Genomic DNA, 24,367 nt, shown 5'->3' with positions numbered 1-24,367 from the left:
TACCGAGAAATTGCGGGTATAGTTTAATGGTTAAATATCTCCCTTCCAAGGAGAGGTTACGGGTTCGATTCCCGTTACCCGCTCGACGAGTTCGGCTTTACGCAAGTTATTTGCGTAAAGTTGAGCGTAGCGAAAATTCCCGTTACCCGCTCAGTTGCGACGGCCCTGGTTCGTGATACAGTCTGACTATGCCAAAGGTTAGTGATATTAACTTTCTCTTCGAAGTAGGGACTCTGCGTCATGTGCAACGGACATGGCGTCAGTTTTTAGGAGCCGATTTTGCCAACGTCAGCGAACACACTTTCCGTCTGATGTGGGTTGCTCTGCTCATTGCGTCCAAGGAAAAAGAAGTAAACGGCGAGAAGCTCTTGAAAATGGCTCTAGTGCACGATCTCCCCGAGTCTCGCACGGGGGACGTACATTACGTTTCTCGGCTCTACACAACGCGAAACGAGCAATTGGCTATTAACGATATGCTGGCCTCTACTTCGCTTAAAGAGTTCGTCGATATCTGGGAAGAATACGAACGGTTCGATTGCATCGAAGCGAAAATTGTCAAAGACGCTGACACCTTGGACGTTGAACTCGAACTCCGGGAGCAACAAGTCCACGGTAGCCCTCTAAAAAAGTTGTGGGGTGCGCGACGACGACAACAAGTTAAAGGACACAAACTCTATACTAAAACCGCTAAGACTCTTTGGGACGAGATCGAGAACGCCGATCCGCACGCTTGGCATTTCCAAGCGCGAAACCGCCACAACTCTGGGGACTGGAAACGATGAAGCTGTCTTCGTCACGTCAAAAAACCCATCTAATAATAGAGATTATCGGCTGGCTCAGCGTTGCCTTAATTATCCTGGCATATGCGATGGTGAGCTTCGATGTTTTCGCTAGCCAAACAAGCACCTATCAGATCCTCAACTTTATTGGGGCTATTGGGATAATCTTCCATTCTGTAGCCAAAAAGGACTACCAGCCGGCGGCCCTAAATATCATCTGGGCGCTAATCGCCTTAATCGCACTCGCTCAACTTCTTTAATATTACGCGCGAGGGCTCTTTTTATAAGAATTGCCATATTAATTTTGGACTTCGGGTAGGACAATGGCTGCATAAAATAATGTTGAATTTGGTTCGACCGCGGCAGCGGTCGTTCCTTTATTTTTACGATCGTTACTCTGGACAGCTCGGGTAATTTTCGTTAAACTCCAGTCACAATGACTAATGTGGTTAAAGTAATTCTCGCTATCGCCTTCGCGATTTTTGTAGTTGGGTTCGTCTGGGCAATTGCCGTCGCGATAAAACGACCTAATGAAATTGTCAAAAAAACTGACGATAAAAAAGTTGAGCAAGCTATACCGGCTCCGACGCCTACCCTACAAGTTACTCCAACGCCCCCTGCGCCACAGAAACCTGCTAAGCCCGCCACGCCAAAAAGACGACAAGCCAAGCCTGCTAGTCGTAGTGCCGTAATTGCCGATCAAGCGGTCGTTACTATCAGCTACGAGACTCGGGCAACCGCGGACGCCAACGCCTGGGCAACCGCCGGTGTCGACCAATACGGCAACGCTTACGCTGAAGCTTACGCCAACTAAGGCTCAACTCGGCTAGGGCCGAAGTGATTCGACCTTAGCCTCGGCTGTGCCGAGGAGTACTTCATATAGGAGAAAACCGTGAGTAATGATCGTAATAGTGAACGAGGTCAACTTTTCCTTCGCGTAATGCCCGGCCGGGACAGGCCAGCAAGGACGAGAAGGGAAATGCGGGAGTTACGTTACCTATTGCGACGTCACTCCCTCGTCAACGAGAAATCCAAAGACTGCGCCGATGAGAAGGCAACAATCCTGAAACGAATACTAGAAATTCAGGGTCTCTACGTCGAGAGTGCCCGACTTCCAGACCTCGGGGGCGAGGCGGCCTTCGATCTAGAAGAACTGGCAATCAACCCGGAACTGGCCGAGCAAATAACTGGTCCCGAGGTCCATCAAATCGCTCGCGACCAGTCCTACTTTGCCCACCGGGTAACGATCCAGCTCAGTGCCTTTTACGGCAGTCCTGAAGAACTATCGGAACTGATGGGCATGATCAACTCGCTTGCCCCTCGTTGGAAAAGGGACGGCGACGATCGCCACAGCGCCGTGGTCAACGAAGCCGGTTACCGCAGCCTTTGTGATTCGCATGGCGTACCGTACCCTGATCCGGCCATCGAGCCGATCGGCCGGAGTATCAAATGGATGAAACCGGCCAAAGACCCGAAACCGCCCCGTCGCTCCGCTCGCCTGAAACGGATGATCGAAAGCTTCGTCAAGGAGAAACTGTCGCAAAGACGGCGCAGCCGAAGCAGATGAATCCGAACCCCGCCAACCGCAAGGAAGGCGGGGCTTCGTTTAAATGCAAAACTCGGCTATATGTGAGTTATGGCTAAAGGTAAAGTGATCGTTTTCGGCGGCAATGATGGGGTTGGCAAACGGACGCAAACTCAACTCTTCGTTGAAAGACTGAATAAGTCGGGACGGATTTCGCCCGCCAAGGCAATTTTCTACACCTTCCCCGATTACGATAGCTTTTGGGGCGGTCTAGTAAGCCGTTATTTGGGGAGAGGCGAAGCGCTGGATGAAGTCATCGCCGGCGATCCGCTGCAGGCAAGTATGCTCTATGAGCTCGACCGCCGTGTTGTTGCCGTCAACTCAATGATCCCTGAATTAAAGAAAGGCAATTGGGTGGTTTGTGATCGTTACGTCGAATCCAATTTGGCGCATCAAACGGTCAAGTTTAAAAACAAGAAGGAACAGGAGCACTTCATTAAAGTTCTAACCTATTTGCAGCACGAGTATTTCGAGCTGCCTAAGCCAGATTTGGTTTTGATCTTGACACTACCGGCAGCGGTGCGCGCTGAACAAACCGAAAAACGAAGACGAGAATTCATGGCCAAAAGTGGAGGCAAGACGCATGCTCAGGTCGCCGAACGCGACCGACACGAGCAAGACTTAGCTTACATGGAGAGCGTTAATAGTTATTACCCGAAGTTAGCTAGGCGTTTCAATTGGCCAATTGTAGATTGTTCTAAGAACGGTGAGCAACTGAGCCGTGAGGAAATTAGCGATAAAGTTTGGCGTATTGTATCCAAGAAGTATCACTTTGCTTGACATATACTATTGTCGCCTGTTACCACAAGGCTGATGGCCAAATCCTCCGAAACAGAAAATCCGTTCGTAAAATTTGTTCCAGTAATTAGCGACGAGGGTTACGCCTACTTAGACGCCATCGTCACTAACACGCGAGACCAAGTCTATTCGTTCACCGACAAACTCTCGCCAGCGATCATTGGCGCCGCTATGGCCAGGCTTAGCCGAAGAGCAGGCGACCTGCGGATGACGCTGATTGAGGAATTTTCACAAACCGGCGAGGAAGACGCGGAGGCACTGTTTGATCGCGTTATTACCGCTTACGGTGATGACTCCGTTCAGCAGCTTGCGGGCGCGTACTTCGTGGTTGAGGGCGCTTCGAACTTACTGACCAAAGCCTTGGAATGGGGTCGATTTACTTCGCCACTCGAACAATCAACGCGCTACATTTTCTTTGACTCACGTGACATCAATGGCCGCTACCTGTATTTCACGCCGACCAATCTGCCAAGCGAAATTGCTCAGGATTATAACCAGACGATGGATGAGATCTTCAATCTTTATTCATCGATGGTCCGAGGACTAGCGGCTCATTTACGCGTCAAGAATCCCGAGCCGGCGGATCGCAAAGAACGTACCGCCTGGCTAAACTCTACCCGCGCTACGGCCTGTGACGCTATCCGGACAGTATTGCCGGCAGCTACAAAATCAACCGTGGGGATTTTTGCCAGCGCCCAAGCGATTGAGTACCTCGTGATGCGCCTGTTGAGCGAAGATTTAGAGGAGTTCCGCACAGTCGGTACTAAAACCCTGGCCGAGTGTCGTAAAGTAATACGGCCATTTTTGAAACGGGCCGATGTGCCGGAACGTGGTGGGGCGATCACCGCCTTCCTCTCCAACACTCGTACTAATTTAAGGCAATTCGCCGAGCGCAACCTCACAAGCAACGACAAGCTCCGCACCAGCGATGGCGACGTGATGCTCCTTGATCACTGGCCAAAAAATGAGGAGGAACTACTAGCAGAAATGCTTTTCGCGTACTCAGACTTACCGCAAAAAGAGATCCGACGCCAAGTGCAAAAATGGCCGCAGAAAAAAGTTGACCAGCTATTTAAGTTGTATTGTGGCGAGCGCTTGAACCGCCGACATAAGCCAGGCCGGGCGTTTGAGAAAGCTCATTTTGAATGGGAGATCTTAAATGACTACGGGACTTTTCGCGATCTGCAGCGCCACCGCGTTGTCGACGGCGAGGAGTGGCAGCGCCTCACGCCTGACTACGGTTATCATATTCCCGCGCTCGTGAAAGAAGGCGGCTACGAAGAAGAGTTTACAAAATGTTTCGAGCTGTCTTACGAGCTCTATCAGCGTTTAAGGTCATCTGGTTTTGAAGCCGAGGCGCAGTACGCAACCCTACTTGGACATAAAATGCGCTATCGCTATATCTTCAACGCTCGGGCGCTATTTCACTTCTTAGAACTCCGCACCGGTCCCGACGGTCACCCCGGCTATCGCCGTATTTGCTTAAAAATGTACGAGCAATTCGCCAAAGTTTATCCGCGGATCGCCAAGGCGATGAAATTTATTAATAGTCGCGAAGATCCGGAGCTGACCCGCTTGGCCGCGGAGCGTGCGGCGCAGTACAAACTTGAAAAACTAGGCCAACAAGCGCTATCTAGCGAATAAGTTTTCCGGACAGAACCCTAGATTAACCACCCCTAAACAGGGTATAATTTTCCAGCACCGTCTCGACGGCGCAGGAGGAAGTTTCGTTGTTTAATAGTAAAGATCCAATCATCAGCCTTTGGCCACAACTCATCGGTGCCGTCAACGCTGGAGCACTGGCCACCGCCGACAGTATCGGTGACGGCGACAAAGAGAACTCAGACCACCTCGCCGTTGAGGCAATCAACGCGGTGATGGATGGGATTGAGATGGACGGCCAAATCGTCATCGGAGAGGGTGAGCGCGACAACGCGCCAATGCTCTACATTGGCCAAAAGGTCGGTACCGGTTCTGGCCCCAAGGTCAGCATCGCCATCGACCCACTTGAGGGTACTGGGCCATGTGCCAAAGGCCAACGAGGGGCAATCTGTATTTTGGCTTGTGGCGATGCGGATGGCATCATCGGGGCAGCCGATGGCTACATGGACAAGCTTGCCGTTGGGCCTGATCTTGTTGATGTCGTCAATCCGACTGCAACAATCGCCGAGAACATCGAAGCGATGGCCCAACGTCTCGACCGAGAAACTCGCGGCATTACTGTCGCCGTCCTCGATCGCATGCGCAACCAATCCACCATCGACCAGATTCGGAAGACCAGGGCACGAGTGACGCTGATCACCGACGGTGACCTGTCCGAGGTCATCAACGCAATGGTGGCCGGTCACGACACTGATGCGGTCATGGGCAGCGGCGGATCTCCCGAAGGGCATATCGGCGCCTGCGTCGCCAAGTGTATGGGCGGCTCTCATTGGGGACGCTACCTTCATCCTGACGAGTTGGCCGAATTCCCCAAGGATCGAGGCAAGCTCTCCGACAACTACTGCGACCGAATGCTTGAAATGGGTATCGAGTTTAACCGTTACTACACGACGAACGAACTCGCGCCTAGCCAACGGATTGTAGTCGCCATCGCCCACGTCACACACGGCGTATTACGCGGAGAAGCGGTCAAACGCTTTAGCCACGGACACGTCATTCACTGGTCGGCGATGGGTTGCGAAGACGGCATTCGCTACCTGATCCCACCCTCCAGGATCGTAACAATCGATCACCCGAAGAAGGCATTTCGCCTTTAGAGTCCGACTTGGCCCGTCCCCGCAAGGGACGGGCCACTGTTTACTTACGCAACAATTCAACGAAAACTTCGCTCGGCACTTCGACCCGTCCCAGAGTCCGCAGTCGTTTCTTACCTTTCTTTTGCTTGTCTAATAGCTTGTTTTTACGTGTCACGTCGCCGCCGTAGAGTTTGGCAGTCACGTCTTTGCGAACGGCCGATATATCGCTGCGGGCAATTATTTTGCCGCCAATTGCTGCCTGCAAAGTGACCTCAAAATTCTGGCGGGGAATTAGCTCTTTCAGTTTTTGGACAAGATTTCGACCATAGGATTCGGCCTTGGAACGAACCATGTACTGAGTTAAGGCATCGATCTTGTCACCCGCAACAAGTAAATCAACAGCGACGAGATCCGCCGCGCGATAGTCTTTTAGCTGGTAATCCATCGAGGCGTAGCCAGAAGTGACCGATTTAAGTTTGTCGTAGAAATCGCTGATCACCTCTGAGAGCGGCGTCTCGTAACGACAGACGACTCTGTCGGCAACGTATTCAACGTCGACGAATACGGCTCGGCTTTGGGCGACAAGGTCGCTTACGGCACCGTAATGCTCCCGGGGACAAACAACTTCAAGCTCCACCCACGGCTCCATCCATTGCCCTTCTTCCTGTTTGTAGGCTACTGAGGGTGTCGTAACGAGGATATCGATGTCAAACTCTCTGTTTAGTCTTTCTTTTATTATTTCCAAGTGAAGCAACCCCAAGAACCCGATGCTGTAGCCCGGACCCAAGGCTTTTGAGCTAACTGGCTCGTAGGAAAGCGACGCATCGGAAAGCTTAAGTTTATCTAGCGCCACCGTTAGTTCCCGCTCTTTGCCAGGCTCTGGGAAAAACGAAGCATAAATCATTGGTTTTGACGTCTTGTAGCCCGGCAGGGCGCTCGTCGTACCAGAGGCAACAATCGTGTCTCCAACCCGGCAGTCATGAACCGTCTTTAAGCCCGTAGCGACATAACCGATCTCGCCGCTATCTAAATGACCGTTGTCGATTCTTTTTATTTGTAAGTAGCCAGACTGTAAGCAATCAAAGGCGGCGCCAGTCGCCTTCATTAATAGCGGCTGATTCTTCTTTAAATTGCCGCTGACAACTTTCACGTACGCTACCACACCAAGAAAAACGTCGAAAAAGGAATCAAAAACTAGAGCTTGAAGCGGTTCGTCTGGATTTGGTCTAGGTGGCGGAATTCTTTTGGCGATCGCCTCCAGTAACTCTTCCACGCCCTCACCTGTTTTGCCTGAAACGAAACAGATATCGTCTTCCGCGCACTTCAACGCCTTCACAAGTTGCTCGGCAGTTTCTTCGCTTTGAGCGTGCGGCAGATCTATTTTATTAACCACTGGAATAATAACTAAGTGACTATCTTCGGCTAGATGAAGGTTGGTTAGGGTCTGGGCCTGGATGCCTTGGCTGGCATCGACCAACAAGAGGACGCCTTCGACCGCAGCCAGAGAACGGGAAACTTCATAGCCGAAATCTACGTGCCCCGGGGTATCGATTAGGTTTAACTGGTACTTCTCGCCGTCATGCTCGTAAAACATCCGAGCCGGGTTCAGCTTAATCGTAATGCCTTTTTCCCGCTCTAATTCCATCGTATCGAGCAGCTGATCTCCGCTACCAACTTTGACCGTTCCGGTTTTTTCCAGCAGACGATCGGCAAGTGTCGATTTGCCGTGATCGATATGAGCGATGATTGCGAAATTGCGAATCGCCATTATTGCAACTTCGCACTCCTTCTCGTTTCACTCGAAGTAGTCGCAAAGTTACGGATATTCATTTTACTTTGCTCATTTTCTCGCTTTACTTGAAACTATTGCGAAATTACGGATATTCATAACAGGCAAATTGTAGCGGAAAACAGGTTCAAAGTCTCTACAGATACCCCGAATACTTGAATAACCACCACGCCGCGCCGATTAGGGCGACCCCTATGACAAAGAACCAAATTAGGCAGCCCCAATTAGCTCGATACCTTGAGCGGTCCACGTCTCCATAAAAATCTTGATCTGATTTATGTTTCATCGTTATTGGATCGCCGAGCGATGAGTTGCCACTGCTCTAGACGAAATGCTCGACTCCAAGCCCAGTAAAACACTAAACCGCCGGCAAAACCAATCGCGAGTGTAATTAGGTTAGCCATTGACGGTCTGGCGGCAAAGCCCGCAGCGATTGACGGACCAAGTTGTCTTAGAATGATAAAAACTAGCGCTGTACAGAGCGTCCCAACCACTACAGGGATGAAATTGTAGCGTCGCTGGTAGTCGAGCAACAGTACCCGTGCTGGAAGACGTAAGTTAAACCAAAGCAACGCAGCATTAAGTGCCGAACCGATGGAGAAGGCGAGCGATAGGCCACTGACACCGTAGTCGCCCCTAACAGCAAACGTCCACGCTGCGACCAGCGCGACGAGGATAGAGACAATGCTATATATCGTTGGGCGCCGGGTATCTGAGCGGGCGAAGTACGCTCGGGCGAGTAAGAGGACGGCGCCCTGAAAGAATAGTGAGACAACAAAGTTTGTAAACGTTGCGACGGCAAGGGCAGTCTCTACCGCGTCAACGCTGTGCCCAACTTCCAAGTAAAGGCTGATGATTTGCCAACGGAAAATGAGCAGGAACATTGTCACCGGTAGGAAAATAAAGATCAGCAGCCTGATCGCCTTACCGATCAATTCTTCAAACTGAGCGTTGTTGTCTTTGGCGATATGCCGGGCAAAATCGGGCAGGATTGCCATTGCTAGAGTATTGGCTAGTAATAAGACTGGTGCCGTTTGTAAGTCGTCTGTCAGCTTGTAGATAGCAATTGAGCCGTCGGTCAGATGTGAGCCGATTCGATAGAAAGCCAGGAGGAGAAGCTGGGTACCGGTGAGGGCGATCGTTCTCGGGATCATCAATCTGAAAACTTTCCGTACGGTTTCGTTGCCGAAACTGGTTTCAAAATTGAAACGCCAGCCCAGACGAATTAGCGTGGGTAGCTGCACTAAGAAGTGCCCGGCAGCGCCCAAGATTACTCCAAAGACCAAAACTGACAGGCCAAAGTCCGGTATTAATAATGCCGAAGCGATTATCGATAAGTTGTAGATCAACGGCGCTACAGCCGGCGCGAAGAAGAATTTCTTCGCCTGCAGGGCTGAGGTAGATAGCTGGGAGATAGTGAAGAATAGCGGACTCAACAGTAGTACCCTCGACAACGATAAGGTAAATTCCTGTTCACTCAGTGTGAAGCCAGGATAGATTATTGGAATAAGCACTGGCAGCAATAAATATAAAAAGACGAGCCCTACAACGATCGCCGTGAATCCGGTCGAGAGCAGAACGTTGAATGTTTTCCAGAATCTAGCGTTGTCACCTTCCGAATCAATCGTTACTAGCAACGGCAGGATTGCCGAGGAAAGGGCGCCAACAATAATAATGTTATAGAGAAGGTCCGGCAGTACGAAGGCAGCGTAATAGTTGTCGAGCGGCCCGAAGGTCCCAAAGGCAACACCAACACGATTGGCAATAATAACGTTTCGTAGCAGGCCAAGGACGTTACTAATTAGCACCGTTACGAATAGAATCCCGACCGCTTGTTTAAGGTTGCTGCTCTGATAAAAGAGGCCTCCGAGACGTTTAATCATCTATCCAGAAGGCCTGCGTTAGTGCTACTCGCTGTCGGTAGCATCAACGGCTCCGCGCTAACCTGACAAAGAAATAGAGCAGTAGGAAAAGTAAGATAGCGCCTCCGAATAGGAAAGCCATCGTTTTGTCGTTCCATGCCAGGACAAGCTCCGACTTGTTCAAGGTCACTGTCGGCTCTTTATACTCAGGGTCCAAAACAACCGTGCGCGCCTCAAGGGCAGTTTCGCCTACCTTAGGGGTCAGCTTCACGGCCTGCTTCTTGTCCGTAGCCGTTGTCACTTCAACAACATAGTAACCTCCGAGAGTACTTACTTGGCCTAGAGTAGCGTCGCCCTCGTGTTCAACGGTAAGACCAGCTGACTCGACAGTTTTGCCCTCGTCGTCGCGTGGAAAGATAAAGAGTGTAGAGGTCTGTTTGGATTTGGCGGGAAAGGCCACTACCTTAGAGCGGCCAGCCGAGAGCGTTCCTGTTCCCTCTGCAGTTGTTTTAAATGTTTTCAGCGCACCAACAACCCTGGAACGTTGCTGCGTTTCCTCGCCAAGTACTCGATAGTAATATTGTTGATTAGGGTCGAGGCTAGACAGATTAATAACGTGCGTGGCACTCTCCCGCGTCGTTTCCGCTTTATTACCAAGTGCTGGGGTGGGGCCAAATTCCACCGTGACTTTGCCGCTGGAAGCGAGGGTGACAAAGACCAGTCCCGCTCGAGCGCTTGTCTCGACGTAGCTAGAGACGATGCGCTGAGTGCCGAACTTAGCAGAATCATCGGTTTCTTCAGGCACTATTACCGGCAACTTGGCTTCTGGGAAAGTTATTTCCCCCACGTTACCTGCCGTGATTGTACCAGCACTGTCCTGAACGCTTTCAGCCGCGTTATAGACGAAGCTGCCCCTGACTTGGTCAACCGCCGAGAGCACTGTTGATTCCTGTGCGACTGTAACATTTGTCACACCCGCACCAGTCGCTAGAAAACGCACCGTCCCTAACTTCACCTCGCCCTGCAATGTAACGAGCGACGTCGAGCTCGTAATCGGTGCGAGAATCCAATCGACAGTATCAGTCGTCGACGCAAGCCGCAGCGTCTGCCAACCGATCGGTGGCACCGCTTCTTTGAATGTAAGTTTAGCGGCCTCGTAGCCTAACTTAACTTGAAGTCCCGAAACAATTACTTGGTTAACGGAGATAGAGTTGAGGCTTAAATCCACTGGCTGACCTTGGGCGACACGAAAGGTGGTGGGACTAAGCGTCAACGCTGAGAACTCTTGCTCGGCGCGAAATACGATTTGCTGCAATATTACAGATCCGGCCAATAACGCAATTGTCACTAGACTGACAATAATAAATGTTGCTCGCGTCGATATCAGCTTCATTGCCGCGCCTTCCAGGCAACGCCATCAGGGCGACTGGCGCCAGCGCCTTGATTCAATGTCACGAGTGAATAGTCGATAATCCCGACATTACCGTCCTTATCAACGTCGGCTGACTTCGAGTAGCCGCCTACTTTCATGGCTTCTTCAACTACAAGCTTGTCTTGTGGGTCGATGGCGTTATCGTTATTCAAATCGCCCAGCATAATTGGGTACTCCATGCCCGATGTAATCGGACCCGTCGCAACTATTCTAAAGGCGCGCACTTCATTTAGGCGAGCGTAAATATAGTAGCTCGTAGCCTCGTTAAGCTGTGATCTATCGAGCGGAATTAACTCGCAATTTTTAACTATTACTTCAGCGTCAAAAATAATCTTCTCCTCATCGCCTCGTGTTATGACAACCTCGGCTGATGGTGGGCAAAATTTAGTTGGCCGATTAGCTAGCATAATTCCGTAGGCTGTTTCGAGATTGTTGCGCTGCCTCTGTCCCTGCCACCAGATAAAAATTGGGGTGACGACCAAGAGAGCGATAATAACTATCCAGACAATTCGGCGCATTAGTTTCAGCCTACCACACCCGTTATATCAGTACTACGATTACTAACGGTGTGTTTTGACGTAGTAATGGACTGCCAGCCAACACAGAATTATCGTCCCGATGACAACCAGGTTAAGAAGTAGAATTGGCAGGTACGGCGACGCTACCCCGGGGCCACCGCAGAAGTTCTCGACGACAAAGCTCTCCGAACAAGCGTAGAACTGTTTGCCGTATAGCAGGATCATTATTAGGTTCACCAGTAGCACTAGAACGGCTGAGGTTGTCAAAAAGACTCTGCCTAAGCGTCGCATCAGCCACAGCCCTTAGTTCTAGGATATGATAAAAGCATGTCGTCTCGACTTTATCTTAAGGTCATTATACTGACCCTACAAGCAGCCGTTTTACTTTTCTTGCCCTCCGGTGTCGCCGCTAAGGTCGAGCAGAGCGTTGATCTCGCGACACTGAACCTAGAACTTCGGCAGGACGGGTCTTTGGAGGTTGTGCAGGAGCTGATATTCGCCTCTCCGACCAGTTTGAATTGGCCTATCTACGGCGAGTTAACCAAGCTCTCGTTGAGTGGTGACGGTGTGCCGATACAGCCCAGCGAGATCAAACAGCAGCGAACTGGCGATCAAGTTAACCTGATCGCCGAGACGCCTCACCAGCTTTGGAGTTTAACCTACCGGGCCTCATCAAAACTGATCCGGTCTAAAGAGCGAGATCAGCTATATTTCCAAGTCTTAAGAGAGTCAGGTTTCTCGGTTAAACAACTGCGCACTACTTTCAAATTGCCGGCCGAGGCCTCCGGGGACGGACTAACGGGAAATATTTACGCTATCGGTGGCGTCGGACAAACCCGCGTTGAGCGGCCCGATAGTCAGACCCTGACTTATCAAGCCTCATTCATGGGCCCGAACGCGATACTAACCATTAACGCGCACTGGCCTAAAAGCGTTCTTCACCTCAGTTTGATTGAAGAACTACGTTTGGCCTTAGAAAATCTGGAGATCGTACCCTTTCTTGTACTTGGGATACTCTTGCCGTTGCTTGGATTGGCGGTGCTGCTACGACTCTTGGCTAGGCAAAAAGCTATCGAGAAACCGAACAAACGCCTGCGCACCACAGTGCCAAGTGCGCTATCGCCGCTCGTGGTTGGCACGCTCGTAGATAAGAAAGTCTACCCGAAAGAAATCGTGGCCATGTTAATCGACCTCTGCCAACGCGGCTATATCGTTATCGTTAAAAAAAGCGGGCAGTATTACTTGAGCCAACGCCGACAATTTGATGATCGGCTAGAGCCTTGGGAGCAAGGCATCCTAGAAGCGCTCTTCCCCGTCGCTAATACAAAACTGACCGAAAGCGAAATGCGTGCGCTCAACCGTCAGTCGCTTTTTAATCCGAAAGTTCGTCGGGCGTTTGACGATATCTACGAGATCGTGACTCGCAAACAATATTTCGCCGAGAACCCGCACCGTACACGCGTCCGATACAAACTTTTTGCCTTGTCGCTTTATTACTTGAGCGTGATAGGCGCAATCTGGATTGCCGTAACCGGCACGTCGCCGTACTTGCTGCTACCGGTCGCCGGCACGATGATCTTCTGTCGACTGATATTAAGGCTAACCCCAGGTCTAGTGCGCTACACCCAACTTGGGTTAAACGAGCGGGCGGAGTGGCTAGCCTTTGCTAACTACCTCTCAGAAGCTCAGCCGCTCTCACTTGAAGCAGCCCGTAATCGAGTGTTCGAAAAATATCTGGGATATGCCATCGCCTTAGGCAAAACTAAAAACTGGGCCGGCCGTTTCGATATCTCGGAAATGATTATCATTAAGCCCGACTGGTTCATCAGCTACGAAGAAACTAGCACCAGCCAATTCGCCAGAGAGATTGAGCAATTTAGTAAAACTATCTCCACAATGCTCACCGAAATGCGCGGCCCGCTGGTTAACTAGAGCGAGCCCACCTTGGCCATAACTTTGCCTATAACGAACGACTCTGGCACTGGCCCCCATGCCCTGGAGTCACTTGAGTTGCCTCGATTATCACCCATCACGAAGTACTCGCCCCCAACCAGCGTTCGCTCCATTTCCGGCACCGTGATGACACTTTTTTTAAGATAAGGCTCTTTTAGCAGGACGCCGTTAATGTAGGTTTTGCCCTGTTTTATGGAAATGGTTTCTCCGGGCAGCGCAACAATCCGCTTGATAAACCGCTTCTCCGTCTCGCCAGGAAAGAACATGGCCACAACATCGCCGCGCTCCGGCGCACCGGTAACGTAAGCGATCTTGTTAACGGTCAGGATTTGTCCGTCAGCGAATGTCGGTACCATGCTCTTGCCACGAACTATAAGCGCCGTATAGAAAAAGTAGTGTACGACCAGCCCCACAAGTAGGAAAATTGTGGCTACCTTTGAGAAATCATAAACCCAGCCTGTAACCCAATAAAGTCGCTCCGAAAATGGCGCTTGCCTACTCCCTGCAACAGTAATGCCCTCCATAGCTTTAGTTTGCCTTTATTACGAGGCGCTGGCTAGTTGCTCACCGGAGCGGTTTTCAGTGTCCCGAGTATGGTACGCAGATCGTCGTCTTCAAGCGTTTCTTTGTCGAGTAGTAATTTCGACATCTCATGGAGCGTTTTCATCTCCTTCTTGAGAATTTCCAGAGCCTGCTTCCAGGCACGGTTAATAATGGTGTGAATTTGCTCATCAATTTCTGAGGCGACTTTCTCCGAGTGAACTTTATGCATGCCCATTTCCCGGCCGAGGAACACCATCTCTTCGCGTTCGCCAAGTTTAATTGGCCCAAGTTCGCTCATGCCAAAGATTGTCACCATATTGCGGGCGATTGAAGTTGCCTGCTCTAGATCATTTGAGGCACCGGTCGTAACTTCGTTGAATATCAATTGCTCCGCCGCGCGACCGCCTAGAAGCTGAACGATCTGTTGCTCAAATTTGGTTTTTGGCACTAAGCGGCGATCTTCACTTGGTAGCGACAAGGTGAACCCTAAGGCCATGCCACGCGAGACGATTGAGACTTTATGAACATCATCCAATTCGGAAAGAATATGACCGATGATCGCGTGCCCCGACTCGTGGTAGGCAACAATTTCTCGTTCTTTACCAAGCATAATATGGCTGGTACGTTCCGGGCCGAGCATGACTTTTTCGATGGCGTTACGAAAATCTTTCTGCTCAATTTGCTTGCGATTTTCCCGGGCGGCCAAAATTGCTGCTTCGTTAACGATGTTGCGCAGATCCGCACCGGCTAGTCCTGGTGTGGTTTTGGCGACTTCATTAAAATCAACGCCTTTAGCAATCGGCTTATTTCGAGCATGAACTTCAATAATTTCTTTGCGCTCTTGTCGGTCAGGAATATCAAGGGCAACTTTACGATCGAATCGACCGGGGCGTAGCAGGGCCGGGTCGAGCACGTCTGGCCGGTTAGTCGCGGCGAGTATGATGACATTAGTATCAGTGTCGAACCCGTCCATCTCGACAAGAATTTGGTTCAAAGTCTGCTCGCGTTCGTCATGCGAGCCACCCAAGCCAGTGCCGCGCTGACGGCCAACAGCATCTAGCTCATCTATGAAGATTACTGCCGGCCCGACGCGTTTAGCCTTAGCGAAAAGATCGCGGACTCTTGAGGCGCCGACGCCGACGAACATCTCTACGAATTCTGAAGCAGACAAGGTGAAGAAGGGAACCTCGGCTTCACCAGCCACGGCCTTGGCGAGCAAGGTTTTACCAACGCCTGCCGGACCGTACAGCAAAACACCTCGGGGGATTTCCGCGCCAAGCGCTTTGAACTTACCCGGGCTCTTCAAAAAGTCGACGATTTCGACTAATTCTTGTTTGGCGCCTTTTAGCCCCGCAACATCTTTAAAGGTTGTTCGTTTTCGTGGATCGGCGATTTTGGCAGTTGAGCGTCCAAAGGAAAGCGCTTGCATGTTGCCAGCTCGTGCCTGCCGACTCATGAGCCACAGAATCAGTATCAATAGGGCAAATGGCAGCATCACCGAAAGCAACGTCGTCCAAAGGGCACCAGAATCAGGATTATCGATCTGGAGCTTAACTTTGTCGCCAGTGATGCCGTAGTCTTTAAGGCCCTGGCTCGCCTCTTTGAAAGCTACTAGCTCACGCTGGTCCTTGGTGATAGCAATCACTTTATTACCTTCAACGCGGATAAGCTCGACCTTTCCCTCTTGAACCTCCTGGGCAATTTGGGAGATGCCGACGTCTTCGGTTTTTTTGGAATTTGGCCCAAGCAAAATTACCCAGCCGATTAGGGCTAGAAATAATACTGTGACAATAGAGACGATCTGACGCGTGACGCGGTTACGCTGCGGCATGTTCCATATTTTATACCGAAAGATATGAAATATCGAGGTAAATCTGCAACCGGCAGATTATACCGATTGGCACGAAGTGCTGAGGTAAATCTGAAACGGCAGATTATACCGGTAGAAATCAAATATCCAGGTAGATCCGTATCAAGTGGGTAGCCCGAGATGCATTAGATATTCCAGAAAAGTCAGCTCACCTCCGACTAGATTCAACCTTGATTTTTAGATATAATCCGATATTAGCGGGGTAGGGGAATGGCACCCCGGTTGGCTCATAACCAACAGGTACAGGTTCGAATCCTGTCCCCGCTACTAGAACAAAACACTAGCCTCAATGGCTAGTGTTTTGTTTTGCTGGCGTGAAGGAGGCGAACAGCCAGCTTCAGCTGGCGTGGTTCGGATTCGAGCATACTTTTAGTATGCGAGAATTGCCGAACGAAGTGAGGCGGGTTCCTTCCTGGACGAAGGAGCTTTCCGAGCAGCGCTAGCTGCGAGACTTCCTGTCTTAGAAACACACTTTCCTGCCCCCGCGCCTTCATCCCCCACCATCCCCTTCTCCTTCATATATACGTCTAACCTTGATACAATTACGCGAGAACTTTTACGCGCCGGGGTAGCTCAGTCGGTTAGAGCGCCACACTCATAAAGTGGAGGTCGAGAGTTCAATTCTCTCCCCCGGCACAGGCACGAAACGAATCTGGAGGGATTCGGTTTTGTCGTACCTAAACTTGCAGGACGGAGAAACCATAATGAACGAATCTTCAACGAAGGGCTGGGTCTTGATGTCTGTCGACAATCGAGACAAGCCCGCTTTACCGGACAAGGCGAAGCGTCTTCTTGCTCTTGGCTACTCAATCGCCTCAACGGGCGGGACGGCCAAGTGCCTCAAAGTAGCGGAGGTCGAGGTCACGGACTTAAGTGACATCATCGACTTCCCGGAACTCTTCAACGACCTCGTCAAAACGCTTCACCACAAGGTCCATGCGGGCATTCTTGCACCGCAAACCTTGGAAGCGAGCGAGAAGCTCAAGGAGCTTGGCATCGACCGAATCGTCGGTGGCTACGTCACGATCTATGATGGCGCGGGCGCCATCGCTGACCCCAATAGCACGCGGCGCCAAATCGCCGAGAAGCAGGACATGGGCGGCCCGGGAATGATTGGCTCATTCGCCAAAGCCGCGGAGCTCAACGCTTGCGACGGCCACTACGGGACGTTTGTCGCCACCTCCCCCGAGATGTGCGACAAGATTCTCGATCGCCTCGAGTCCGGAACGCCGTTTGACGACGAGATCGTTCATGAAATGGTCGCCGAAGGCTTCATGACCGTAGCCAGACATCGCGGTGTAGCCGCGGTTCACTACGGCGACGGTCGTTACTTCGCGAACTTCGGTGAGCTTCACCGCACGTTGCGACGGGCAGAAAACCCGCAGCAGGGCAAAGCGCGTCAGTATCGTGCACAGACGAGCGACCCGCTGGCAACTCATGCCTTTCAACTCCTAAACGGCGACCCCGGCTCTGTTAACACGACAGACCTGGATCGCGGTGCGGACTTCGTCGTTCGGGTTGGGGCCAACTTCGAGAAGAACGCTCTTGCCAAGCCATTCGTTGCCGCAGCGATGAAGCACGGGCAGCCGTGCGGCGTTGGCATTAGCTTCGAATCGACGCAGGACGCGATTCGTAAGATGATCGCCAGTAACACCCAGGCCATCTTTGGGGCGACGGTCACTACTTCATTCCGGCTTGGCGCACCCGACGCCCACGACCTCGTTTACTACATGATGGAGCCTGCCGAAGAAGGTGAGCCGTCCAATCGACGGTTAATCCACCAGGTGGTAGCGCCCTCTTTCAGCGACGAGGCGATCGCTAGCTTGAAGGTGAAGAAGGACATCGTCCTTTATGGCAACCCGGCCCTCGAGAACGCTGGATTGGGCATGATGAAACAAGAGCCGGATCGCCGCCCGCTTCGCGGCGGCGAAATCGTTCAGCAGCCGCTACCGCCGTTCGACCTCTTCTCGCATCTGGTGGAGTGGCCGCTCGGTGACCCATCACAGGACGAGGTCTACGACGTCGTCCTCGGGGCGACAATCTGCGAGTGCGGCGTCAGCAACACCGTCACGCTTGTGCGCGGCGGGATGTTGCTCGGCAACGGTGCTGGTCAGACCGATCGGGTGACGGCGGCGAAGCTGGCGATGATGATCGCTCGCGACGCCGGACACGACCTGAGGGGAGCGGTCGCTGTCAGCGACTCCTTCTTCCCGTTCCCAGACGGCCCGACGCTATTGTGCGCCGACGCCAAGGTCAACGTGATCTTTGCCACCAGCGGCTCGAAAGCCAAAGGCGGTGGCGATCCCGAGACTTTGCGCGTCTGCCAAGAGCACGGCGTCAAGCTCGGCTGGGGGCCTGACGAATACTACCGGATGTTCCGGTTCCACTAGGCCGTCATAACGGCCAAGAACTTGAGGCGCGCCCAAACGGGCGCGCCTCTTCCTTATATTTAGCTACCGAAAAAGTACCCCCACCAACGCGAGAAGTTTGTCGGCGGAGTAGGCGAGGCGACTTCGGTGTTTTCATAGATAGTGTCTTCAAGAGTGGTACCGTCTTTACTATATTCGACGCCACGAACTTGCATCACCGTCTCATCGGGTAGCTTCAGGCCCAAACGTCGCCTAGCCTCCACATCTTGGTACGACGGGCTCTGGTAGTAAGCGATCAACAGCGACATTTTTTTATTACGTAGCTCTTTATTTGTGAGTTCTGTTTGCACTTCGGAAAGACGCTCGTGCAATTTATTGTTACGGATTATCAAACGAACATTGGAATATAACGCAAAAACTACCAGTAGAATTACTAAAATTCTCCCCAGAAGTTTTTGCGTGTTAGCGAGAACCATTGCCACCAACACTCTAGCATCTAGAGATAACAAAAACGATCCCCGAAGGGATCGTTTTTGTCGCTTAAAACGCGCCTACCCTAACTACTTACGTCTGGCCGGTCGACCACGACGCTTCGTGCGAGGTCGCTTTGTTCCAGCTGCCACGGGCGTTTTTACATCTTTCACTACTTGCTTGCTCGTCCCGCCGTTGCCATCACGCATTGAGCGCGATAAGGCGTAAAAACTGCCAGCAATTATCAAGAGTAGGGCAATCACAACCCCGATTCGAACCCAGTCTTGGTCTGAAGCTGCGCCGTCGGCACTGTCATCGCCGAGTGGCGCCTTGTCGGCTTCAGGTTCGCTCGCCTGAACTGGGGGAATGATCTCGGCGCTAAATCCGCTAGGGACAGAAGCGCGTCGGACTTGTCGCGTCCCGCCTAGTGCCTCCGTCTTAGTGACCTGCTTGCCGTCAACGAACTCTACAGTTGTTTTGACGCCAGGGGTCAAGCGGAACTCAAAGGCATTGCTCGAAGACGATTCGTTGCCGTATTTGTCAAAAGCCAAGACCTTGAAACCGTACGTCGCGCATCCCTCAAGATCGAGCGCAGCTGTGGTGGAAGTAAATTCCATTGAAAGCTTTTCTACTCCACCCGCGACATAGCTGACCTTGTAGTACGCCGTGTCCGGACCGTTATCCGTCCACTCAAGAGTTACCCGACATGGCCTGTCCGGACAGACTGCGACTGATTTATTGAGCGTTGGAGCGTTCGGAGCAACGGTATCGTTAGTGAAGGCCTTCGCCTCACTTGAGTTACCCGCGGCATCAACCAGCTGCACCCAAACTTGGGCGTAACGGTTGTCGCCAAGACCCATGACACTGAAGCTACCGTCGGCGTTAGCCATTACCGAGTTGATGAGGACTTTAGTTGTTTCGGCCGGATTGCGATCGAAAACATAAACTGTCACGCCAGCCTCGTTTGAGGCGCCGGCGTTACCGCCGATCGTGTCGCTATTGCCCGGCTTATTCTGCGCGATCACGACTTTATTGACGTCGAGGATCGGCGCCAAGTTATCGAGAGCCTGAACTTGCAGAATCCCTGTTGGGACCGAGTGCTGATTGTTGAAGTCGATCGACTCAATTGTCACTTCGTAAGTCGCTGGGGCATTCAGTAAGCCTGTTAGAACAGCGCTTAGATTCAGCCCAGCATTAGTGTTCAAGAAGCCGACATCTCCAAGCTTACGGTAGTTGACCTGATAGCTCGTGACGTCCGGTGAGCCACCGGCCTGCCAGTATACGGTTACCGAGCCGCCGTTATCGTTCGGCGTGTCGATCGCCATTAGTGGCACTGGCGCGTTCGGCGCCGATGTATTGACCGTGATTCCATTACTTGATGCCGTGTTGCTCAGTAGGTTAACTCCGTTGACGGCAATGACGTTAATGAAGTAAGTCTCGTTCTCGCTTAACGGGGAGCCGGTGAAGTCAAAGTTATAGCTCAGAACATTGCCGACATTCGTCAGCGCCAAGGTGTTATTAACCCCGGCAGTAGTTCCTACGCCGGCAAGATAACTTATAACCCCTGATTCAGGGTCAGCAAAGCCAGACCAGCTGGCGCTAAGTGCTGTCGGGACAGCAGTAAAGTCGCCTCCGTCCATGACTGTGCCAGCAGTGGCTACGGTCACGTCGTTTACGAATTTTGGCGTCGCTAGGGTGTTTGTCGCCGTAGCATCCAAATTCGCGTTGCCAACACCAGTGTGCCAGCTACTAGCTAGCGCCCCATCTTCGATTACCGCGTTGCGTTCCAAAGCCGCTTTCGTAGCGGTGTTGGTGCCGCCAAAGTAATCAGCGACGTTACAACCCATTTCGTCAACCTGGGTTGACGCCGCGTCCTGTAGAACAATCGGCAGACAGCTATTACCGACCTGCAGTGTCGTTGTTACATAATCAGGCGTTACGTTTAGCACTGAACTAGCGCTAGTCTTGTCGTAATTACTGATTAGAAAGTAACCGCCCGGCGCAATCGTCCCTGCGGGAATCACTAAATCACCGCCACTGGAAACGTTAGTCAATTTCCAGTTAGTTAAGTCCACTGTATTGGTCTCACTGTTATTACGTAGCTCTATCCACTCGTCAGCAGCGCTTGCTTCCGAGCCCATCCACATAATCTCGTTAATGACCACTTCTTGTGTTCCGGCCGCGTGTGCGGCGCTAGGGGAGAACAGCCATACGGCCGCCTGTCCCTGAACAGCCAGAAGGACAACGAGAAAGCGGACAAAGAGTTTTTTCAATCTCTGCATTTTTCTCCTTCTAGTTGTTAAAGAGCCTTGTCGCACCTAAAAAAGGGCGAAACGGCCCCTCCTTATATTTTCCCCTCTTTAAACCCTAGAAGTGGTCCCCTAAGGATCTAGTCAACAAGATACCGCATTGGTTCACCTTGTCAAACCTGGGTGTAGCGGATTGAGTCTGACCGGCTGATAGAGTAAAATCAACTGGTTCGGGAGTATAGTGAAGGGTTGCAGAGCGCCAAGCTTACTGCTGGGAACTGTGGGCGGATAGCTCAATGGTAGAGCGCCAAGCTTATACCTTGGTGGTTCCAGGTTCGAGCCCTGGTCCGCCCACAGTTTTCAGCAGCTGCGTCAGCAGATACCTTGGTGGTCCTAGGTTCGAATCCTTGTGCTCCCGCCAAGCCAGACGGTTCATAAGTGAACCTGTTCTTGGTTCAAACGTGTTTTGTTTACACGCCAAAAGTCGCCTGACAAGAGTTCGAATCTCACCTCATCCTTGAAAACGGCCATACACTTGTTAGAATTTGGCAAATGGAGATTCAGACAAGACCCTACGGCACCGAGCTAATGCTCGACATGCATGGCTGTAACCCGGAAATGTTCACCAAGGAGAATTTAGGTAAGTACATTTCCGAAGTACTGGAGCTCATTCAGATGGAACGCCACGGCGAACCAGTCTTCTGGGAAGACAACAGTGGGATCCCTCATCTTGACGGAGTGTCGGCTATGCAGTTTATAAAGACAAGCACCCTCGTGATCCATTGCATGAAGCTGATGAAGCTCTCCCTCGTCAACATATTCTCCTGTAAAGAATTTGATCCCAAGGTTGCCGAAGAGTTCACTAAGAACTTCTTTGGCGCACAAGCCGTTGTTGCGCGCGTTGTGACTAGGAACTAATGTTGCTGGAATACTTTCATTGCTTTCGTACGACAAGGTTCGGAGATTCGTTCGGTAGACGCAACTTTCCGAAGTAGTGTTTTCCAGATATGATCTGGGTGCGAATGGCGTTCAGGCGTCTCCACATGTTAGTAATTCTTGCCGGTGGACCATCGGCCGAGCGCGAGGTATCTTTTGCGACGGCAAAAACTATTCAAGATTCCCTGCAACGACAAGGCGTCAAGTTCGTCGTTATTGATCCAGCGAAACCAACTTGGCTCGAGGAGCTCGTTGCCGCCAAACCTGAGAAAGTCGTGCTCGCGCTACACGGAACTTTCGGCGAAGACGGCAAGGTACAACATATTCTTCAAGAGAATAATCTCCCTCATACCGGATCGGGCGCGACAGTCTCAGCGCTCGCTTTCGATAAGCTAAGAACGAAAGATTTAGTGGCCTCTCTTGGTGTGGCCGTTCCCAAAACCCTGTCAGCCAACGATTCTCTCAACTTTCCCGTCGTCGTGAAGCCTAACAAGCAGGGCTCAAGTTACGGCGTATCAATTGTCAGCAAAGCTAGCGAGCTATCGGTCGCCCTAGAGCTGGCCCAGAAATACGACGAGGATAGCAAGTTTATTATCGAGGAGTTAATCCCGGGGACAGAGCTGACTTGCGGCGTTATTGACGTTTTCGGGTCATTGCAAGCTTTGCCGCTCGTTGAGATCGTTCCTAAGGCGTCGTTTTTTGATTATCAGGCCAAGTACAGTAACGAGAGTGGTTGCGAAGAAATCTGTCCCGCCCGGATTGAAGCCAAACTCACCGAAGAAATTCAGGAGAAATCTGTGTCCATATATAAGAAGATGGGCGCACGGTCCTACGGTCGCCTGGACTGGATTTTACGCGACGGCCAACCATATTTTCTAGAGATAAACACCCTACCTGGCATGACCCCAACTTCGCTGATTAATAAAGAATTATCTGCCGCCGGAATAAATTTCGATGATTTTATTAGAAATCTCCTTGCATCGGCCCGATAAATACGTCACAAAGGCATCAAGAAACGCTAATATTAATAGATGAAAGACGTTAAACGCCTGGCAATCATTGTTGGCTTGTGTCTTACCTGCGCTGTAGCGCTCGTTGCCGGCGTGGCTGCTGTTACTGCCTTTGCCTACCAGAACCGACTCTCGCCCCGCACGATAATCGCCGGCGAATCAGTCGGCAATATGTCTACTGCCGAGGCAGAAAGAATAATTGCCGCCAAACAAAATAGCCTTACCGCGGCCACGCTTACCCTCACTTACAACGACAAAACTGAGGCCGTTCCGCTAACGGAACTCGGCGTGGTTATTGCTGGTCCAGAATTAAACGTTCTTCTCGCTCCTAATAACCAGTGGGACTGGCTCGACTTAAACTACTGGAGCAATTTCTTCGGTAAAAAGGAGATCGGCCTGCTCTACGAGATAGACAAGGACGTGGCACAGAAGAAAATCGAAACCGTCTTCGGCGTTACCAGCACCGCCCAGAGCGCCGCACTCGCCGTTAACAACGGCCTTCTCGAGGTGGTACCAAGTCGGGTTGGCGAGTCTATCGGCCTAGATTTAGTTGTCGCCGCCGTTGGACAATTACTCAGGACCGGCTCGGCCGACGCTGTACCTTTGGCGGCAGCTGAAGTCGCTCCTTCTGTCACGACCGAGGTCGTAAACCGTACAAAAACCGAAATTGAAGCCGCCCTTCAACCGATTTATTTAGCGGGTGATGGACGAAACTTCATGATTCCCGAAGCTCATCTATACGACCTAATTGATTACCAAACCAGTAACGGTCAATTGCTCTGGTCGATCAACAACGACAAGCTACAGGGTTATCTTGCGAGTAAAATCGCCGGCCGGATCAATCTGAAGATGGTCGAAAAGCTCATCCAGTCAGATACTCAACAGGTTACCCAAGAAGGGCGTGACGGCAAATCGGTTGATATGAATACCTTAATCTCCGCAGTTAAGCGAACAATTACCGAACAAACCCCGACCAAAGACGCGCCGATTCAGATAGGTGTCGTTACGACCGCCTTCACCCAAAAGACAGTTGAACCAGACTACGTGCCCGGCTTAGTAGAAGGACTCTACATAGACGTCAACCTGTCAAAGCAGCGCCTCTTCATCATGAACGGCACGACTAAAGTTGCCCAATACCTCATTTCTAGTGGTAAACGCGGCACGCCTACCCCCGTCGGACGGTTCTACATTAAGAATAAGATCGCCCTAGCTCAATCAAGGCTTTTCCCCGGCATCTGGATGGAAAAATGGAACGCTCTGGCCAAGAACTCTGACGGCTCCGGCTATGAAGGCTATGGGCTGCACCGAGTCCCTTGTTTCGATTCAGCGTGTAATTCGCGAGAACCATCGAGCCACTTGGGTCGGCCAGTATCGCACGGCTGCGTCCGTATCGAGGACTCTGGCGCTGACTGGGTTTACGACAATGCTCCCGTAGGCACCCTGGTCAACATTCACCTCTAGGGAA

The 24,367-nt window shown here is 51.5% G+C and carries 21 protein-coding genes and 4 tRNA genes; 16 read left to right on the top strand and 9 right to left on the bottom strand.

The annotated features are described in order from the left end of the window. Positions 1-12: 12 nt before the first annotated feature. The 8 genes from HY845_00610 (at position 13) to HY845_00575 (ending at position 5,921) form a co-directional block, all read left to right on the top strand. Positions 13-83 (top strand) — tRNA-Gly (locus tag HY845_00610). A gap of 105 nt (positions 84-188) precedes the next feature. Beyond that, on the top strand, positions 189-782 hold the full coding sequence (locus HY845_00605) for an HD domain-containing protein (GenBank protein ID QQG51841.1): 594 nt from the start codon (positions 189-191) through the stop codon (positions 780-782). Next, on the top strand, positions 779-1,039 hold the full coding sequence (locus HY845_00600; protein ID QQG51840.1) for a hypothetical protein: 261 nt from the start codon (positions 779-781) through the stop codon (positions 1,037-1,039). The genes HY845_00605 and HY845_00600 overlap by 4 nt, the downstream gene beginning before the upstream one ends. 176 nt (positions 1,040-1,215) lie before the next feature. Further along, positions 1,216-1,593 (top strand): hypothetical protein, encoded by a 378-nt coding sequence (locus HY845_00595; protein ID QQG51839.1) that lies wholly within the window; start codon positions 1,216-1,218, stop codon positions 1,591-1,593. Positions 1,594-1,758: 165 nt separating this feature from the next. Further along, complete coding sequence (locus tag HY845_00590; GenBank protein ID QQG51838.1) at positions 1,759-2,346, top strand: hypothetical protein; 588 nt, start codon at positions 1,759-1,761, stop codon at positions 2,344-2,346. Between the two features lie 69 nt (positions 2,347-2,415). Beyond that, entirely contained in the window at positions 2,416-3,144 is a 729-nt protein-coding gene (locus HY845_00585; GenBank protein QQG51837.1) for a thymidylate kinase, read from the top strand. Positions 3,145-3,177: 33 nt separating this feature from the next. Next, positions 3,178-4,806, top strand: coding sequence for an FAD-dependent thymidylate synthase (locus HY845_00580; GenBank protein ID QQG51836.1), 1,629 nt, complete (start codon positions 3,178-3,180; stop codon positions 4,804-4,806). A gap of 86 nt (positions 4,807-4,892) precedes the next feature. Next, entirely contained in the window at positions 4,893-5,921 is a 1,029-nt protein-coding gene (locus tag HY845_00575; protein ID QQG51835.1) for a fructose-bisphosphatase class II, read from the top strand. Between the two features lie 40 nt (positions 5,922-5,961). Here HY845_00575 and lepA read toward each other — a convergent pair whose 3' ends face one another. The 5 genes from lepA to HY845_00550 form a co-directional block, all read right to left on the bottom strand. Then, a complete protein-coding gene (lepA, locus tag HY845_00570; GenBank protein ID QQG51834.1) occupies positions 5,962-7,668 on the bottom strand; it encodes an elongation factor 4 in 1,707 nt (568 codons plus the stop codon). 296 nt (positions 7,669-7,964) lie between these two features. After that, positions 7,965-9,572: an oligosaccharide flippase family protein gene (locus HY845_00565; GenBank protein QQG51833.1), complete on the bottom strand. Its 1,608-nt coding sequence runs from the start codon at positions 9,570-9,572 to the stop codon at positions 7,965-7,967. A gap of 43 nt (positions 9,573-9,615) precedes the next feature. Further along, positions 9,616-10,944, bottom strand: coding sequence for a hypothetical protein (locus HY845_00560; GenBank protein QQG51832.1), 1,329 nt, complete (start codon positions 10,942-10,944; stop codon positions 9,616-9,618). Beyond that, the gene (locus tag HY845_00555; protein QQG51831.1) at positions 10,941-11,501 is read right to left on the bottom strand and encodes a hypothetical protein; all 561 of its coding nucleotides are present in this window, start codon (positions 11,499-11,501) and stop codon (positions 10,941-10,943) included. The genes HY845_00560 and HY845_00555 overlap by 4 nt, the downstream gene beginning before the upstream one ends. Positions 11,502-11,543: 42 nt before the next feature. After that, a complete protein-coding gene (locus HY845_00550) occupies positions 11,544-11,792 on the bottom strand; it encodes a hypothetical protein (protein ID QQG51830.1) in 249 nt (82 codons plus the stop codon). A 36-nt stretch (positions 11,793-11,828) separates the two neighbouring features. Between HY845_00550 and HY845_00545 the strand changes: the two genes are divergently transcribed. Next, positions 11,829-13,433, top strand: a complete 1,605-nt coding sequence (locus HY845_00545) for a DUF2207 domain-containing protein (protein QQG51829.1) — start codon at positions 11,829-11,831, stop codon at positions 13,431-13,433. Here the strand turns inward: HY845_00545 and lepB are convergent. Beyond that, positions 13,430-13,978 carry a signal peptidase I gene (lepB, locus tag HY845_00540; GenBank protein ID QQG51828.1) on the bottom strand — a complete coding sequence of 183 codons (549 nt, stop codon included), beginning with the start codon at positions 13,976-13,978 and terminating at the stop codon, positions 13,430-13,432. The genes HY845_00545 and lepB overlap by 4 nt on opposite strands. Positions 13,979-14,010: 32 nt before the next feature. Beyond that, entirely contained in the window at positions 14,011-15,828 is a 1,818-nt protein-coding gene (gene ftsH / locus HY845_00535; GenBank protein ID QQG51827.1) for an ATP-dependent zinc metalloprotease FtsH, read from the bottom strand. 235 nt (positions 15,829-16,063) lie between these two features. Here ftsH and HY845_00530 point away from each other — a divergent pair. From HY845_00530 to HY845_00520, 3 genes are all read left to right on the top strand, one after another. Then, a tRNA-Met gene (locus HY845_00530) sits at positions 16,064-16,134 on the top strand. Positions 16,135-16,429: 295 nt separating this feature from the next. Next, a tRNA-Met gene (locus HY845_00525) sits at positions 16,430-16,503 on the top strand. A 68-nt stretch (positions 16,504-16,571) separates the two neighbouring features. Next, positions 16,572-18,257, top strand: coding sequence for a hypothetical protein (locus HY845_00520; GenBank protein QQG51826.1), 1,686 nt, complete (start codon positions 16,572-16,574; stop codon positions 18,255-18,257). A 59-nt stretch (positions 18,258-18,316) separates the two neighbouring features. Here the strand turns inward: HY845_00520 and HY845_00515 are convergent, their stop codons facing one another. Together HY845_00515 and HY845_00510 are read right to left on the bottom strand one after the other, a co-directional pair. Continuing rightward, positions 18,317-18,712, bottom strand: coding sequence for a septum formation initiator family protein (locus tag HY845_00515; protein ID QQG51825.1), 396 nt, complete (start codon positions 18,710-18,712; stop codon positions 18,317-18,319). 84 nt (positions 18,713-18,796) lie between these two features. Further along, complete coding sequence (locus HY845_00510) at positions 18,797-20,989, bottom strand: lamin tail domain-containing protein (protein QQG51824.1); 2,193 nt, start codon at positions 20,987-20,989, stop codon at positions 18,797-18,799. 249 nt (positions 20,990-21,238) lie between these two features. Here HY845_00510 and HY845_00505 point away from each other — a divergent pair. The 4 genes from HY845_00505 to HY845_00490 all read left to right on the top strand — a co-directional run bounded on the left by HY845_00505 (position 21,239) and on the right by HY845_00490 (position 24,363). Beyond that, positions 21,239-21,310: transfer RNA gene (locus HY845_00505), tRNA-Ile, on the top strand. 198 nt (positions 21,311-21,508) lie between these two features. After that, entirely contained in the window at positions 21,509-21,874 is a 366-nt protein-coding gene (locus tag HY845_00500; protein ID QQG51823.1) for an S-adenosylmethionine decarboxylase, read from the top strand. 89 nt (positions 21,875-21,963) lie between these two features. Beyond that, positions 21,964-22,884, top strand: a complete 921-nt coding sequence (locus HY845_00495) for a D-alanine--D-alanine ligase (GenBank protein ID QQG51822.1) — start codon at positions 21,964-21,966, stop codon at positions 22,882-22,884. A gap of 39 nt (positions 22,885-22,923) precedes the next feature. Continuing rightward, a complete protein-coding gene (locus HY845_00490) occupies positions 22,924-24,363 on the top strand; it encodes a L,D-transpeptidase (protein QQG51821.1) in 1,440 nt (479 codons plus the stop codon). Positions 24,364-24,367 lie beyond the last annotated feature (4 nt).

The sequence above is a fragment of the Candidatus Berkelbacteria bacterium genome (genome assembly GCA_016432625.1).
Taxonomy (GTDB): Bacteria; Patescibacteriota; UBA1384; order 2-12-FULL-50-11; family 2-12-FULL-50-11.
The sequence above is the reverse complement of the archived record's forward strand: the minus strand, read 5'-3'. Positions and strand labels throughout refer to the sequence as shown.